Annotated in this window: 13 protein-coding genes; 1 reads left to right on the top strand and 12 read right to left on the bottom strand. The window is 51.2% G+C overall.

Going from position 1 to position 15,584, the window contains the following annotated elements; all coding sequences use genetic code 11:
- The first annotated feature begins 78 nt into the window (after positions 1 to 78).
- Positions 79 to 690, top strand: coding sequence for an AmiS/UreI family transporter (locus tag A0126_RS12570; protein ID WP_369834727.1), 612 nt, complete (start codon positions 79 to 81; stop codon positions 688 to 690).
- Positions 691 to 1,798: 1,108 nt separating this feature from the next.
- On the opposite strand, the gene A0126_RS12575 is transcribed toward A0126_RS12570, so the two are convergent.
- Genes A0126_RS12575 through A0126_RS12630 form a run of 12 tightly spaced genes read right to left on the bottom strand, consistent with a single transcriptional unit; the run spans position 1,799 to position 15,582 of the window.
- Positions 1,799 to 2,689: an LCP family glycopolymer transferase gene (locus tag A0126_RS12575; protein ID WP_088837876.1), complete on the bottom strand. Its 891-nt coding sequence runs from the start codon at positions 2,687 to 2,689 to the stop codon at positions 1,799 to 1,801.
- 28 nt (positions 2,690 to 2,717) lie between these two features.
- Positions 2,718 to 3,461, bottom strand: a complete 744-nt coding sequence (locus A0126_RS12580; RefSeq protein ID WP_088837877.1) for a hypothetical protein — start codon at positions 3,459 to 3,461, stop codon at positions 2,718 to 2,720.
- Between the two features lie 23 nt (positions 3,462 to 3,484).
- Positions 3,485 to 4,639 carry an aminotransferase class I/II-fold pyridoxal phosphate-dependent enzyme gene (locus A0126_RS12585; protein ID WP_088837878.1) on the bottom strand — a complete coding sequence of 385 codons (1,155 nt, stop codon included), beginning with the start codon at positions 4,637 to 4,639 and terminating at the stop codon, positions 3,485 to 3,487.
- Positions 4,636 to 5,703: a lipid II:glycine glycyltransferase FemX gene (locus tag A0126_RS12590; protein ID WP_088837879.1), complete on the bottom strand. Its 1,068-nt coding sequence runs from the start codon at positions 5,701 to 5,703 to the stop codon at positions 4,636 to 4,638. The genes A0126_RS12585 and A0126_RS12590 overlap by 4 nt, the downstream gene beginning before the upstream one ends.
- Entirely contained in the window at positions 5,684 to 6,304 is a 621-nt protein-coding gene (locus A0126_RS12595; RefSeq protein WP_088837880.1) for a sugar transferase, read from the bottom strand. Before A0126_RS12595 ends, A0126_RS12590 begins: the two co-directional genes overlap by 20 nt.
- Before the next feature lie 15 nt (positions 6,305 to 6,319).
- Positions 6,320 to 7,429, bottom strand: coding sequence for a glycosyltransferase family 4 protein (locus A0126_RS12600; RefSeq protein WP_088837881.1), 1,110 nt, complete (start codon positions 7,427 to 7,429; stop codon positions 6,320 to 6,322).
- Positions 7,417 to 8,760: a nucleotide sugar dehydrogenase gene (locus tag A0126_RS12605; protein ID WP_088837882.1), complete on the bottom strand. Its 1,344-nt coding sequence runs from the start codon at positions 8,758 to 8,760 to the stop codon at positions 7,417 to 7,419. The genes A0126_RS12600 and A0126_RS12605 overlap by 13 nt, the downstream gene beginning before the upstream one ends.
- Before the next feature lie 12 nt (positions 8,761 to 8,772).
- The gene (locus A0126_RS12610; protein WP_088837883.1) at positions 8,773 to 10,122 is read right to left on the bottom strand and encodes a phenylacetate--CoA ligase family protein; all 1,350 of its coding nucleotides are present in this window, start codon (positions 10,120 to 10,122) and stop codon (positions 8,773 to 8,775) included.
- Positions 10,112 to 11,149 (bottom strand): NAD-dependent epimerase, encoded by a 1,038-nt coding sequence (locus A0126_RS12615; protein ID WP_088837884.1) that lies wholly within the window; start codon positions 11,147 to 11,149, stop codon positions 10,112 to 10,114. The genes A0126_RS12610 and A0126_RS12615 overlap by 11 nt, the downstream gene beginning before the upstream one ends.
- Positions 11,139 to 12,431: a hypothetical protein gene (locus tag A0126_RS12620; protein ID WP_088837885.1), complete on the bottom strand. Its 1,293-nt coding sequence runs from the start codon at positions 12,429 to 12,431 to the stop codon at positions 11,139 to 11,141. The genes A0126_RS12615 and A0126_RS12620 overlap by 11 nt, the downstream gene beginning before the upstream one ends.
- A gap of 13 nt (positions 12,432 to 12,444) precedes the next feature.
- A complete protein-coding gene (locus tag A0126_RS12625) occupies positions 12,445 to 13,707 on the bottom strand; it encodes an oligosaccharide flippase family protein (RefSeq protein ID WP_088837886.1) in 1,263 nt (420 codons plus the stop codon).
- A 12-nt stretch (positions 13,708 to 13,719) separates the two neighbouring features.
- Positions 13,720 to 15,582, bottom strand: coding sequence for a polysaccharide biosynthesis protein (locus A0126_RS12630; RefSeq protein WP_088837887.1), 1,863 nt, complete (start codon positions 15,580 to 15,582; stop codon positions 13,720 to 13,722).
- Between the last annotated feature and the right edge of the window lie 2 nt (positions 15,583 to 15,584).

Consider the following 15,584-nt stretch of genomic DNA (forward strand, 5'->3'; position numbering starts at 1 on the left):
TTAAAATTTCACTTGCATTGGAAGCGAATTCATCATATGGTTAAAGCACAATCAGACGTCTGACGTCTCAATGGAGGTATGACCGTGGGAAATATAAGTTTATTATTTGGGGGCGTTGCGCTCTTTTTAAATAGTTTGTCCTTGTTTGGAAAAGTTGATTTAAAGAGTGCCGGTGTCTTCAGTTTGTTGACAGGATTACTACAAACGTTCGTTGCGACGTTGCTCGTCATCGGTGCAGCAGGTGATCCGATCTTGACGTTCGGCTATGCGAGCATTTATTTGTTTGCCTTTACGTATCTGTATGTCGGCATCACGTTCATCTTCGGACTCGACGGGAGCGGCGTCGGCTGGTTTTCCCTGTTCGTCGCCATCGCTGCATTTTTCTATGCCGGCGTCAGCTTTAGCGCAGGCGACTGGATGAGCGGAACGACGTGGTTGTTCTGGACACTCTTATGGTCGATGTTCTTCATCGGAATGGGACTGAACCGCAATGTCGATGCATTGACGGCACGCGTCGCACTCGTCCTCAGCTGGTTGACGTTGATCGTACCTGCACTCGTCGGACTTCGTTTCGGTACGGCAGGAAGCAGCTACCAACTGTTATGGAGCGCAGCTGCCATCGTGACCGTTCTCTACTTTGTTTACTCGGCCTTGAAATTGTCGCCGCTTCGCCGACCTGTCCAATCATGATGTCCGACACATGCTACTACAAAACGCGCTGTTCCCTTGACGCTTACAGGGAATAGCGCGTTTTTTGGTTCGTAAGATATCCGCGTTTCTCGTCGCGCGTTCTCTTCCCGAATCATCTCCGAGCGGCAAGCTTTTTGGTTCGTAAGATATCCGCGTTTCTCGTCGCGCGTTCTCTTCCCGAATCATCTCCGAGCGGCAAGTTTTTTGGTTCGTAAGGTATTCGCGTTTTCGTCGCGCATTCTCTTCCCGAATCGTCTCCGAGCGGCAAGCTTTCGCGCCGCTTCGTTTCACTGCAGGGTCGCTCCTTCTTGCTCTTTCGCTCGAAAGCGATTCGTGTCAGGAAACGCGACGCATCACAGTCTTTCTAGTGTTTCCTTCTATCAGAAAAGCTAAAAAGATTTGCTTCATCGTGACTCCTACGGGAAAAAGCACAAGGTGACTTGTGCTTTCAGAGGCAGGCGAGACCCTGCACCTTGACCTGTAAGGGCAAGAGGCAACGGCTTGCGCCTCACCCGAGGAAAGCACGGGAAGCAAAAATCTTTCGCACCATTTACATTGATCAACTACGTTTTTTGGTTCGTAAGGTCTCCTTCTATCAGAAAAGCTAAAAAGATTCGCTTCATCGTGACTCCTACGGGAATAAGCGCAAGGTGACTTGCGCTGTCAGAGGCAGGCGAGACCCTGCACCTTGACCTGTAAGGGAAAGGGGCAACGGCTTGCGCCTCGCCCGAGGAAAGCACGGGAAGTAAGAATCTTTCGCACCACTTACATTGATCAACTACGTTTTTGACGCATAAGACATTCCATTTCGCACCACTCAATCCTTGGGTTTCCTTCTATCAGAAAAGCTAAAAAGATTCGCTTCATCGTGACATAAGCGCAAGGTGACTTGCGCTGTCAGAGGCAGGCGAGACCCTGCCCCTTGACCTGTAAGGGAAAGGAGCAACGGCTTGCGCCTCGCCCGAGGAAAGCACGGGAAGCAAGGATCTTTTGTACCACTTGCATCGATCTACTACGATTTCTCCCGCCACTTAACTCCACTTTCCGATTCGGAAGATGTCTTGATCCCAAGCAAAAACCCAGACACCGTTCACTTTAAAACCCCGCTCTATCTCAACGATTGTTGCAAACTCGTTTGCACCTCTTTCAGTGACTCCGCCGTCGGATGCCAGTAATAAATCTGATCCGACTCGATTCCACCACTTCCCTCGAGCGATAACGTCTCGACGTTCTTCAAAGCATCACGGTAGTCTAACGCAATTTTCCGGACGACTGGAAACGGGACGTTCGTCTTGACGTTTTCACCGAGCACGCTGAGTACGTCGTTAAAGCGACTGAGCGAAAAATCTGCCGTCAATTTGTCTGCGACAGCCTGAACGACTTGACGTTGACGGATTTGACGACCGAAGTCTCCTCGAGGATCGTCGTAGCGCATCCGTGCATAGGCCAACGCTTCTTTTCCGTTCAAGTCGAGCTGCCCTACCGGAAACTGCATCTCGTAATACGAAAAATCGATGTCGTTCGTAACACGGACACCGTCAACTGCGTCAACAAGATCTGTAAAACCCTCGAGATTGATTTCAGCAAAGTAATCGATTCGGATATCGAGTAGGTTCTCGACCGTATCGATTGCCATTTCAGGCCCCCCGAAAGCATAGGCATGATTGATTTTATCGCGTGAGCCATTTCCGATGATTTCTGTTTTCAAGTCACGAGGTATGCTGAGCATCTTACTTTCCCCACTCGCAGGATCAATCGTTGCGACGATGATTGTATCGCTCCGTCCCGCCTCATCTCCATGCTGGTCGACCCCGAGCAAGAGAAAGGAAATCGTTCGTTCTTGTTCGACCGCTTCAATCGCTTCGACACTTGCCTCGACCGGCAACTGGACGTCTTCGAGCGTCTGACTCGCTTGATGGTAGACATACCCACCTGATCCGAAGAGAACGAGCAGTCCGATGCCAATGACGGTCAAGACAATCCACTTCCATTTTTTCATATCTCCATCCCCTTCGAATCAAGTCGATTTACGAATCTTGTTGGTTCATAAGCACCATGATTGCATTGCTCCAACTCCCGAACAGGGATGTGATGACACCAATACTCGGTACGTCCTGTCCTTCGCTAAAACGTTGGTAGCTCGCAATCGTCAAATGCTCCGTCTCGTATCTGGCTCGCCCTAACACGAGCAATACTTCCTCTTCCGTCCACCGTTTTCGCGGAAGTTCGATGCCGATGATTTCTAGCGCATTCGTCCATGAACCGTACCGTCGTGCGATTGTCGCTACCGTCGGCCGATTTTTTCCGACCGCCCATTTCGTATAGGCTTGACTCGTTAATGTAGGTAATGCTTCCTGTGCTTCCAGTAGTGATTCGATGATCCGACGTTCCATCTCCTGGACCCGTTCCTTCAAAATGTCTGCTTCTGATAATGCCTGCTGCCACGAGTTGAATTGATGGACGATATCGGTCAAGCTCGGCGCCTGATGCCGTTGCGCCCACTCACGATATGTCGCACTCGTGAATGGTTCGAGTTCCGCTTTCGCCGCTCGTAATGCCTCGATGATGTCGGATTTTGTATAAACCACTCGGATTTGCCCGATTTCAGCGCGTTCCAGCGCGATTTGCCAAGATCCAAATAACATCAGGATTTCCGCGACGGTCGGATACTGGGTATTCAGTTGCCAACGAAAATAGGTATTTGCCGTCAGTTCATTCTTCCCGTTCGCAGCGAGACGGAGTGCTTCGATCGCTTCCTCCAGATCGCTCATCACGATGTCTCCCTCCCACACATTCATAGCCGAACGTTGCGTCGAACATCCTCAACAATACCTTGACGAACGGAGCGAATCACGAGTGCTTGTTCCGTAAACGTCATCTGTGAGGCGGACGGCAGACAAAGTCCTTCAGCAAACAAGCGACCGCTGACATCAATCCCGTCACTTGTAATGAACGGGACATCCCGGTAGACCGGTTGCAAGTGCATCGGTTTCCAGACCGGTCGTGACTCGATGTGATCCTGTTGTAAGCGGATGATCAATTGATCCCGTTGTTCCATTCCTCCCGGTAATGTCAAAGCCGTCAACCAGCGATTGGCGCGACTCCCTTCAACCTCTGCTTGGTACTGTGTGGCGTCGAGCATGTCGAAAGCCCGCGTATATCGCTGAAAGATTTTCCGGCGTGCCGCGACGCGATCTTCGATGACTTCGAGTTGTCCGCGTCCGATGCCGGCTGAGACATTACTCATCCGGTAATTAAACCCGACTTCTGTATGTTCATAATGAAGGACCGGTTGCCTAGCTTGCGTCGAGAGATAAAACGCCCGTTCAATCAAATGCGGATCGTTTGCGACAAGCATTCCGCCACTTGATGTCGTGATGATTTTGTTACCGTTGAACGAATAAATTCCGAACGTCCCGAATGTCCCAGTCATTCGACCGTTGATCGTCGAACCGAGTGATTCGGCTGCATCCTCAATCAACGGAACGTCATACTCGGCGCAAATCGCACTCAACTCTTCAATCTTTGCGACGACCCCGTATAAATGGACGACGATGACGGCTTTCGGCAGGCGTCCGCGTGTCGCGGCTTGAATCATGGCTCGCCGGAGTGCCGCGGGTGACATATTCCACGTCTCCTCTTCCGAATCAATCAGGACAGGACGGGCACCGACGTAACGAATCGGATTGACGGAAGCAACGAACGTCAACGACTGACAGAAAACATCGTCGCCCGTCGTCACACCGAGTGTCGCCAAGGCGAGGTGAATCGCTGCCGTTCCACTACTTGTCGCGAGGGCGGCCTCTGTTTTGGTATATGCGCGCATCCCCGCTTCAAAGGCTTCAACGTTCGGTCCGAGTGGTGCAACCCAGTTCGTTTCGAGTGCTTCCGTGACATAGCGTGCTTCTTGACCACTGAGGTGCGGGATCGATAGTGGGATTTGCTTCATGATGTTTCCTCCCCTCTTGATGACAAGTGACGGATCGGTGTGCGATAGACGGGAAACCACTTACAATCGTTCGCTGACGGGTACTGCGTTAAAAACGTCCGATTCAATTGTTCATACGCCACTTCGTCAAGAATCGACGTCCCGATCGAAAAGAACGTATGCGCTCCTTCACTAAAGGAACGTTTATATAATAAAAGACTGTCTGATGCATCTTGTGAAGTACCGCCACCAAGATGCATCGCAACCATACCTTTCTCCTTTGCACGTCGCATCATCTCTGCGAATAACAACTGATTCGGCCGAACCTTTAACTGGCTTGGATCGGACGCCCCGAGGTGATAATGGGCGAAACGACTTCCATATAAGACGATGCACCCGGCGATGATGTGACCATTTAATTCTGCAACCAATACTTCGGCGTCGAGTGTTCCTGATAACAGCTGTTTAAAGTATTCATCCGTAAAGTAATACCGTGGTGCTGCCTCGTGCTTATCCATCGTCAAGCGGTAGAGGTGTTTAAATTTCTCGTACTCTGTCGGTGCGGCGACACGGATCGTGACGCCTTCCCGGACTGCTTTTCGTACATTGCGCCGTGTCATTTTTGAAAAGCCACCGAGAATCGCTTCATATGAATCCGTCAGCTCCACCGTCACGGTCGCTTGGAGTCGCTGCGTCGAACGGCACCAATGCCTTCCCAGTTCGACGTTTTGCAAGAGTGGATGGAACCGAATCGTTTCGGTGATGATCTGTTCCGCACGACAATAGTCGAGAAAACGTTGACGGACTTCGCGGATTTGATCGAGTGACCAAAGCCCAACGAAAATCGGTCCCCCGTATCCGTAGGGTGTCGTGATGTCGTGATATGACGTTCCATCGATTGGTCGTTTCAAATAAGGGTAGATCAATGTCCCGAATTCTGTCGGATAGAAGAACATTTCCGGGATGCCTACTTCTTCAAGTGCGAAGTAGGCATGTTCGTAATAACAATCGAGGCGATACTGACTGACGAGTGCGTCCCATTCGGTCGGATCATGGATGAGTCGTTCATCGCTTAGCGACATCATGGGGAACACCTCCGTCAAGTCCTTTGAACTCGCCCATCCCCGTCTGATGTTCCGTCGAGTTCCCTTCTGAGGAGACGACGATTTTTACTGTCTTCATGAGAATATAGAGATCGAGACGAAACGTCTGATGTGCCGCGTACCATTGATCTTGTTCGAGCCGCTCTTGCCACGTCGTCGCGTTCCGCCCATGAATTTGCGCCCAACCGGTTAGTCCAGGCAACACATCATGCCGCGTCATCTGCTCTTTCGAATAGTGGTTCAAGTAACTGACGAGGAGCGGACGCGGTCCGACGAAACTCATCTGACCGCGGACGATATTGAAAAATTGTGGGATTTCATCCAGGCTGAGCCGCCGAATCCATTCCATCGCGTGCGGGATCCGTTGTTCGTCTGGGAGTAAGAGGCCATCCGCATCCGTCTCGTTCGACATCGTCCGGAATTTATAAATTTTAAATAACTGTCCGTGATAACCAGGACGAACTTGATTGAAGAAGATCGGTCGACCGAGCTTCGTATAAATGAACAAGGCGACGAACAGGTAAACGGGGAGTAAGATGAGAATCGCGACTAGGCTGATTGTGAAATCGAATGTCCGTTTCATGATGACTTCCTCCTTTTACATAGTCGAAAAGAGATCGAGTTGTCGTTTGATGACATCAGCTTCGTTAAAATGTTTCATTGCCCGTTCGAATCCGGCCCGGCCCATCTCTGACGCCTGTTGCGGGTGTTTGACAAGATCGGTCATTCTTGCTGCCAACTGCGTTTCATCATGGACTTCGACTAAATAACCGGTCGTGCCATCGATGACTTCTTCCCGGCAGCCGCGGATGTTCGTTGCGATGACCGGTTTCGCCGTCGCCATCGCCTCGATGATTGAGCGCGGGACCCCTTCTCGGTGCGATGGCAGGACGAAGGCATCGACTTGTTGTAAAAGTCGTGGCACATCTTCAACGAACCCTCGATACTCGATATTCGGAATCTCGCGTAGACGTTCGAGGAAACGATGTTTCGTCGTTTGATCCCGTTCGCTCTCCATCATTTCACCGGCGATGATCAAGCGGACATCCGGGTCTTGCGACACGACGTTTTCAAAAGCATTCAGAAGTTCGAGCACTCCTTTTTCCTCGACGATCCGTCCGATGAACAGGAAGGTGAAAGCTTCGTTTCCTTGCCGCGCCTGTGGATAGAATCGGGTTAAATCGATACCGTTCCCTAAATGCATCAACCGTTTCGTCGCCTTAAAACGTTTCCGGTTTGCCAGTTCATAATCTTCCCCGCTTTGGAGCAGGAGGTAATCCGTCGCGAAACGGGCGAGCCATTTTTCGACGGAATAGGTCAATTGATACGTCACCCGTCCCATCTTTTCATGAAAGTAAAAGCCGTGTGCCGTGTAGACGATATGCTTCGTCCCCGCTCGTTTCGCTGCGACCCGTCCGAGCGCTGCCGCGACCGGTGTGTGGACATGGACGGCGTCATAGCGACCCGTCTTTAAAATGTGAACGATCGAGCGGACCGTCTTCCAATTACTCGTCCAGTCAATTTTCCGTTCGATCGGAATATCATGCATCGCAAAGCCTTGTGCTGCCAGCTTGTCAGAGGCTCCCGTGTCGGCACAGGCAATCCCGACATCGTGCCCTGCGTCGCGCAGCGCAAGCAGTAACGGTTGCAGCATCGTTTCAGCTGTCGTATCAAGCGCGCAAACTTGGAGAATTCTTAAAGACGCCATAAGTGCACCCCTTCCGGTTTTTCAGCTGGTGCGAGCATCCCTTTAATGTCGACGACGACACCACGCCCCACTTTGAGTAAGTGTTTCGCGAGTAGCCAGTTTCCTTCGACGTACTCTTCATGACTGACGGCGAAGATGACGACGTCGGCTGGTTTAAGCTCTGTCATGTCGAGCAGATCAATCCCGTATTCGCGTTTCGCTTCATCCTTCGAGACAAGGCGATCGGTCACTTGGACTTCAATTCCGAATTCTTCGATCTCCTTGATTAAATTCGCGACTTTCGAATTCCGGATGTCACTGACGTTCTCCTTGAATGAAAGACCGAGGACAGTAACGCGTCCGCCGAGGACCGGCATGTTTTGTTTGATTAGATTTTTGACGAGTGACGTCGCGATGAAGCGCCCCATCGTATCGTTGATGCGTCGCCCGGCAAGGATGACTTCCGGATGATAACCGAGCGATTCAGCCTTCATCGTCAAGTAGAACGGATCGACCCCGATGCAGTGTCCTCCGACGAGACCTGGTCGAAACGGAAGGAAGTTCCACTTCGTCCCTGCTGCTTCGAGGACCTCGAGCGTATCGATGTCCATCCGGTCGAAGATGATGGCAAGTTCGTTCATCAAGGCGATGTTTAAGTCACGCTGCGTGTTTTCGATGATTTTTGCCGCTTCTGCGACTTTGATCGATGATGCCCGGTGGACCCCCGCCTCGACGACGGCTTCGTACACTTCTGCGACAACATCGAGCGTTTTTTTATCCTGTGCTGAAACGATTTTTTTAATGGTCTTGAACGTATGTTCATGATCCCCCGGATTGATCCGTTCCGGTGAGTAACCGACGAAGAAGTCGACGCCTGCTTTAAGACCCGAAGATTCTTCAAGGACCGGGATACAATCTTCTTCCGTCGCCCCCGGATAGACGGTCGACTCGTAGACGACGATGTCGCCTTTATTAAGCTGGCGTCCGACAAGTTGTGACGCCCGTAAGAGCGGCGTCAAGTCCGGTTGATTTTGAGCATTGATCGGTGTCGGTACGGCGACGATGATGAAGTCACTCGCTTGAAGTGCCGCAGCATCCGTTACATAATTGACGTCCGCATTTTTTAAAGTGAACGGTGTCAGTTCGAGCGTCGCATCGACTCCTTCACGAAGTTCCTGGATGCGCTGTTCTTTAATGTCAAAACCGACGACACCTGTCTTTTCACCGAAAGCGATGGCGACCGGGAGACCGACGTAGCCGAGGCCGACGACGGCAATTGAACGGTTGGCGATGGGAAGTGATCGTGTTTCGGCTGCTGTCGTATCTGTGATGTGTTTGACTGCCTTATTCATGATGGACTCCTCCTATTTCATCGACTGTTTGATGATCAATGTTTTTCCATTCGGTTCTTGTTTAACTTGTTCGACGGACTCGAGCGTAATCAACATATCCGGTCCAAGCAATTTGCGCATCTCGTTCAATAAAATCTTTTCATGTTTCGGATGGAAACGCTGATTGTCTGGAATGTAACGCAGTGTGACACGATTGAATGCGTATTGTTCGACTTGAAGTCGTAAGACCGAGTTTGGTAATTCGCGGGCAATCGTCGTGATATCACCTTCAAAGACTTTGCCCCGCTTCTCACTGACGATGAAACTTGTCCCCCGTCCGTCTATCGAGGCGATGACCGGTCCGTTCAATCCACATCCACACGTCTCATGACTGAGGGTCATGCGGTCACCAATCCGGTAACGGATCAGCGGGGTCCCGCGTGTCGTAAAACACGTCACGACGACTTCACCATCCGGTCCGTATGGTTCGATGATGCCTGTTTCGTGGTGCAGGTGCAGCTTCCGGTGCGTGCATTCAGAAATGATCGGAGCGCCTTCTGACGAACCGTATTGATCGAAGACCGGTGCGACGAATGCCTCCTCAAGAATCGATCGCATTTCTTCTGTCACTGTTTCTGACGTCGGAAAGATGGCAACGATTTTGAAATCGAGTCGAATCTTATTTTTGAGTAAATAACGGGCGATTTCGACCATCGCCGTCGGCGTCCCGTCTAACGCGACTGGTCGGAAACGATTCAATTCCTCGATATAGGCGGGAAAGTTTTCTTCTTTCATATGAAAAATCGAGAGCAGCAATTGATTGAGCGGACGATTCATCCGCCAAAAGATCGGCTTTTTCTGATCGACTGCCGTCAAGGTCCGTCCGGTGAAACTCGCCCGTGGCATCCCGCCGTAAAACCCATGCTGTTCCTTAAAGTAATCGAGATGTGCCATTCGTTCTTGAATGTCCTCGCGCATGAAAGCAACCTGGAGTGACTTCCCGCTCGTTCCGCCTGTCCGTCCTCGGACAGGCGCGTCGACTTCCGACATGAATTCGTCGTTTTGCTGCCGTAACGTTTCTTTTTCAAGGACCGGAATCAGCGCCAACTGATCGAGTGACGTCAGCGGAAGTTTCATGTCGAGTTGTCGAAACAGCTCCCGGTAGTACGGGGTATGTTGTTGCACGAACAAGAGAAACGCATTCAAACGTTCAAGTTGTTCGACGCGATAGTCAAGTGACCGGTCTTTTTCGCGTAATTGCATCAGTTTTTGTTCATAACGGACCCCGTACCGCTCATGCATCAGCTTTTTGCCGTAAATAGATGTCAAAATATTCTGAATAAATATCGGAGACTTATAATAAAGGTCTTCCTTAAGCGCCATCTTGGACCTCCTCCTTCAGCTGGTAATGACGTTCATACCAATCGATGAATGCATTGACGCCAGCTTCGACCGTCGTCCGTGGCCGGTAACCGATCGTCTCGAATAACGACGTGACGTCAGCGAAGCTTTCCGGGACGTCTCCTGCCTGGAGTGGCATACCATGTTTGATCGCCGTCTTCCCGAGCCGCCGTTCGATCAAGGCGACGAATTCGTTCAGGCGGATCGGACTGTGACTGCCGATGTTGAAGACCCGGTACGGAACGAAACTTCGGTCCGGTTGAGGCTGCGCCTTATCAAAGGATGGATCAGCGACCGGCTCTGTCTGTAACAACCGATAGATGCTCTCGATGATGTCGTCGACATAGGTGAAGTCGCGTCCCATCTCACCGTAGTTGTATAAATCAATCGGTTGACCGTTCGCGATTGCTTCCGTGAATTTGAACAACGCCATATCCGGGCGTCCCCACGGACCATAGACGCTGAAGAATCGAAGCCCCGTCGTTTTGATGCCGTATAGACTGCTATAGGTGTGGGCCATCAACTCGTTCGCTTTTTTGGAAGCGGCATAGAGACTGAGCGGATGGTCGACCGCGTCCGTCACGGCGAAAGGCATCTTCGTGTTCGAGCCATAAACGGAACTGGAAGAGGCATAGACGAGTTGTTCGACCGGATGATGGCGACAGGCTTCGAGAATCGACAGGAAGCCGACGATGTTCGATGTGATATAGACGTCCGGTCGATCGATGCTGTAGCGGACACCCGCTTGTGCTGCGAGATGAAGCACGAGATCAATCTGTTCCTTCGCGAAGATGGCGTCGACGGCTGCTGTATCCTCGAGCGATACACGATAAAAGGTATAGCGTCTCGGATCGAGTTCGACTAAGCGCGCCTCTTTCAACGCCGGGTCGTAGTAATCGTTGACTTCGTCGAGTCCGATGACACGGTACCCTTCCGCTAAAAATCGACGAGCGGCATGAAACCCGATAAACCCTGCGATACCGGTGATTAAAATCGTTTTATTCTGCACGTTGTTCGACCTCCTCAAAGTGGTGAAGCGCCTGGTAGCGAATATAATGAATCGATGTGTAGACGATCAGGAGCATCGGAAACAATTTGTAGCGGTGACGGATTGCCGTTCCGACGTTTCCTGTCCCAAGACCAAAGATGAGTGCATTGACGATGAAGAGGAGCAACATGAACAATAAAACAGCAGCGTAAGGATGGTGTTTCAAATAGCGGAAGTGCCGGATTGTCAGTGCGAACAGCAGGAGATAAACGGCGGCGTCGAAGAAGAAGATGGCGATGTTCGTCACACTGGACCATTGCCACGGGAACGGTGAGAAGAGGAAATAAATCATCCGGAGCGGTGAATAGAGAATCATGTCAAGTGGTCCCGTGACAGTCAACCCGTTCAAGTAAGCCGATCCACCACGGTCATAACTCATCCCGCTAAACAATTGACCGTTTTCCGAGACGTGTGTGAATTTTGCGAACAAGACATCCTGAAAACTGTAGACGATGAAGCCGACGATCAGGACTTGCATGACCAACCGCTGTACTTTGGAAGCTTCGAAATCCATCCGACCGGTCGCATGATTATAAAAGGAGAAATAAACCAATAAGACGACGATTCCAATCGCGAGACCGGAATGGAAAATCGTACTGACGAAGTAAGCGAGGTAGGCCAGTGCCAAGGAAGTACCCGACTTATCCATCGTCCAGCGCACCATGTAATAGAGCGTATAGACAATACCGAGTGCGACGAGTTGATCGCGTAACAGGATCGGCGAAAGCAACAATCCTTGGGCGAAGAAGGCAAATAACAGCGTCGACAGGAACACGACCCGCATCGGCAGACCGAGCAGCCGAAGCGTTTTCGCGAGAATGACGACGGCGACGACGCCGAGGATGACGTTAAAGTATTGTGCCAAGATCCGTTCAGGTCCGAATGCAAGATAGAAGATGCCGAGGAACTTCGAGTAACTTCCGCGAACGACTTCGTTGAACATCGCTGGATCGAGATAGATTTGCAGCCCTTCGAGATGGAACGCCTCCGTATCATCCCCACTGTGTGGCGGGAGCCGAAACAGCTCAAGATCGACGAACATCAATCCGAGACGCACGATGAAGGCGGTGACGAAGACGAGAAATAATGGCGTCGTCTCCGAGTTTTTGAGCAAATACCAGAGCATCAAGATGGAATTGCCGACTAGCATCAACGTGATATAACTTTCCGGTGTCGAAAAGAGCGGCCGCAACAGTTGACTGAGCAATGCTTCGATGATCAGTAGAATGAGGATCGGCCGCATCTTTTTCCCTCCTTTAGCTACTTTGTTCAATCGCGAGCGGCAAGTTCCGCGGATAGAGCGCCCGGTAGAGCGCTGGCACCAACAAGACGATTTGCGTGACGGCGCATAACGCATAAGCTGTCGTCGCACCGTATAACCCATACAGTGGAATCAAGAAACTGCAGGCAATCAGATTGACGGCGACACTTCCGAAAATCGCAAGCGTCTGGATACGAAATTGCTGGAATCCCGTTAGTAACGCTTGGATGACGGTCGAATTATAGAAAAAGAGCGAAGCGACCATCATCAAGACGAAAATCGTATGGTACTGCACGAATGAAGCATTGTAGAAAATCGTCAACCCCCATTTTCCGAAGAAGATGGCCCCGATGATCAACAGGACACCGACCGCGTTTGTCATCAGCAGCATCGAGCGTGTCAGCTTTCGGAGTGCCGGGAGACTTTGTCGTTCACCCGTCTCTGACGAAAAATTTGGTAAGAGAACGGCGACGAGCGAGTGGATGAACAAGCTACCTAAAACGAGTAAGTAAGCGATACTCGCGTAGTAACCGAGTTCTTCCGTCCCGATTGTTTGACCGACGAAGAGACGCGGGATGTTGGCATTCAAGGCAACGAGTAAGGCAACAAATCCGAGCGGGACGGCCTTGAAAAACAATTGCCGGCCCGTTTGGTAGCGATCGCTCATCGTGATATTTTCAAACCCTTGTCCAATCCGGCGGACGGTCGGTAAATCGTAGATGATCAGCATGATTAAGTTCCCAGCAATCATCGCGAGGACGAATCCGTGAATCGAATGAGTCGTAAAGAGGATCAAGGCTGCACCCGAGACGTTGATCAGACTTCTGAAAATCTTCGATAACGCGACTTCTTTGAACGCCATGTGTCCTTGGAGGAAGCCGTACGAGAGATCGGCGAACGATTCCATGTATTTATTGAGATAAACGAGTAACGTCAACAGTAAGATATCCGCTTCACCGAAGAAATAATAGACGATCAGTAAGACGAACACACCGAGCGTCAAGAGGAAGAACCGTGTTTTGATGAAAAGGGTGAAGTTCTTCAGCCCGGCCCGTTCCGCCGTCAAAATCGTGCTGGCATTGAGCCAACAAAACATGACGATCGGGGCCGTCAAGGCGAGAGCGTAATTGAAATAACCGATGTTGAGTGGCGTGCTCCATTTGATTAAGAGCGTCAAAATCATCCATTGGTGTAAGGAATAGGCCGTATCGGCAATGAAGATCAAGTTAAAGCGTGATAACTGCCGCGGTGCTTTCATTTATCTCACCTCTCATTCTCGCGCGATCCGGACGACTTCTGGCATCGCGACCGGGCGGCTGTCATTCGTCGCACCGAGCAGGTACGTCCGAAGCGCCTCTTCATCGTCGAGGCAACGATTGATTTCCCGAAGATACGGTTCGACGGAGCCGAAGGGCCGGGTCTTCCCAACTAGAATTTTCTCGAAAACCCGTTCCTCATGGACTTCTTCTTCTGCGAGTAACTCCTCATAAAGCTTCTCGCCTTTTCGAATGCCGCTGTAGACGATCGGAATCTGTTCTTCCGTAAAACCGCTCAAGTGAATCAAATTTTTCGCAAGCGTCGTGATGTTGACCGGTTTTCCCATGTCGAGGACGAACACCTCTCCTCCGCTTGCGAGGACGCTTGCCTGGATGACGAGCCGACTCGCTTCCGGAATCGTCATGAAGTACCGCGTCATCGCCGGGTCCGTCACGGTGATCGGTCCGCCTTTTGCGATTTGTTCCTTGAAGAGCGGGATGACGGAACCACGGCTGCCGAGTACATTTCCGAAACGGACGACGGCGAACGTCGTTTCACTGTTGCGGGCGATTTGCTGGATGACCATCTCGGCAATCCGTTTCGTCGCCCCCATCACGCTCGTCGGATTGACGGCCTTATCAGTCGAGATCATGACGAATCGTTTGACGTGTGCTGCTTCCGCCGCGAGCGCGACGTTGCGTGTCCCGTAAATATTATTTTTGACGGCTTCGCGTGGATTATCTTCCATCAACGGGACGTGCTTATGGGCTGCCGCATGATAGACGAGATCTGGTTCGAACCGTCCCATGACTTCATTCAGTCGTTCTAAATCCTGAACGTCCGCGATGACGGAATGAAGGACCGTACCATCGGTCATACATTCGAGCTCCCGGCGAATCAAGTAGATGCTGTTCTCGCCATGTCCGAGGAGGATGAGCCGGTCGGGCTTAAATTTAATCAACTGGCGACAAATCTCTGAGCCAATCGATCCACCGGCTCCCGTCACGAGGACGGTCGCCCCGCTGACGCTTCGTTCGATTTCCGTGATGTCGAGTTCGACCGGTTCACGACCGAGCAAGTCAGCGATGGAGACTTCGCGGATTTGATTGATTGATACTTTTCCTGATGCCAGTTCGACGAGCATCGGTAACGTGTGGGCTTCGACCTTCGTCTGTTTGATGCGATTGAGTAAAGCGACCCGCTCCGTATAGGATAAGGAAGGAATCGCGAGCACGACCGCTTCGATTTTCTGTTCTTCGATGATGAATTCGAGCTGCTCGATCGTTCCGATGACGGGGACGCCGTGGATGCGCATCCCTTTGAGTTCTGCGAGATCGTCGAGTAAACCAACGACGTTCAAGATGTGCGCTTTTTTCTGCTTTAACTCTTTCGTAATCATCTGTCCGGAAGCTCCGGCACCGATGATTAACGTACGTTTACCGAGCGTCCGGTCCCGTTTCAGTTGAAGCGTCCGTCCGCGAATCGCTAAGCGGACAAATAAGATACCGTTCAGGACAAGTCCCGTTTGCAGGAAGACGGCGCGCTCGACGGCGAAGTCGAACAAGGCATACTCGAGCCCGAGTAAGACAAAGCTGCTGGCGACGACGACAAACAGGAGGACACCTAAATCCCTCAGACTCGCATAACGCCAAACGATTTGATAAAAGCGCATCCAGTGGGCGACGAGTGTTAGGGCGACCCATTGAATCAATGCGATTTCAATCGCATTCCGTAAATCGAACTGGACGGTCAGGTGAAGGGGATTGAAGAAGTAGAAGGTGACGACGGTTGCGGCGGCGATGATCAGTGCGTCGACCCCGCGTAAAAGTCCGATTTTCATATGGCGACGATACTGATGCAATGGTGGTGCTTGCATGA

This window comes from Exiguobacterium sp. N4-1P (assembly GCF_002214325.1).

Bases quoted from the DNA above. Each gene is read 5' to 3' on its own strand.
- A0126_RS12570 (WP_369834727.1), top strand. From the start codon at position 79: ATGACCGTGGGAAATATAAGTTTATTATTTGGGGGCGTTGCGCTCTTT.
- A0126_RS12575 (WP_088837876.1), bottom strand. From the start codon at position 2,689: ATGAAAAAATGGAAGTGGATTGTCTTGACCGTCATTGGCATCGGACTG.
- A0126_RS12580 (WP_088837877.1), bottom strand. From the start codon at position 3,461: ATGAGCGATCTGGAGGAAGCGATCGAAGCACTCCGTCTCGCTGCGAAC.
- A0126_RS12585 (WP_088837878.1), bottom strand. From the start codon at position 4,639: ATGAAGCAAATCCCACTATCGATCCCGCACCTCAGTGGTCAAGAAGCA.
- A0126_RS12590 (WP_088837879.1), bottom strand. From the start codon at position 5,703: ATGATGTCGCTAAGCGATGAACGACTCATCCATGATCCGACCGAATGG.
- A0126_RS12595 (WP_088837880.1), bottom strand. From the start codon at position 6,304: ATGAAACGGACATTCGATTTCACAATCAGCCTAGTCGCGATTCTCATC.
- A0126_RS12600 (WP_088837881.1), bottom strand. From the start codon at position 7,429: ATGGCGTCTTTAAGAATTCTCCAAGTTTGCGCGCTTGATACGACAGCT.
- A0126_RS12605 (WP_088837882.1), bottom strand. From the start codon at position 8,760: ATGAATAAGGCAGTCAAACACATCACAGATACGACAGCAGCCGAAACA.
- A0126_RS12610 (WP_088837883.1), bottom strand. From the start codon at position 10,122: ATGGCGCTTAAGGAAGACCTTTATTATAAGTCTCCGATATTTATTCAG.
- A0126_RS12620 (WP_088837885.1), bottom strand. From the start codon at position 12,431: ATGCGGCCGATCCTCATTCTACTGATCATCGAAGCATTGCTCAGTCAA.
- A0126_RS12625 (WP_088837886.1), bottom strand. From the start codon at position 13,707: ATGAAAGCACCGCGGCAGTTATCACGCTTTAACTTGATCTTCATTGCC.
- A0126_RS12630 (WP_088837887.1), bottom strand. From the start codon at position 15,582: ATGCAAGCACCACCATTGCATCAGTATCGTCGCCATATGAAAATCGGA.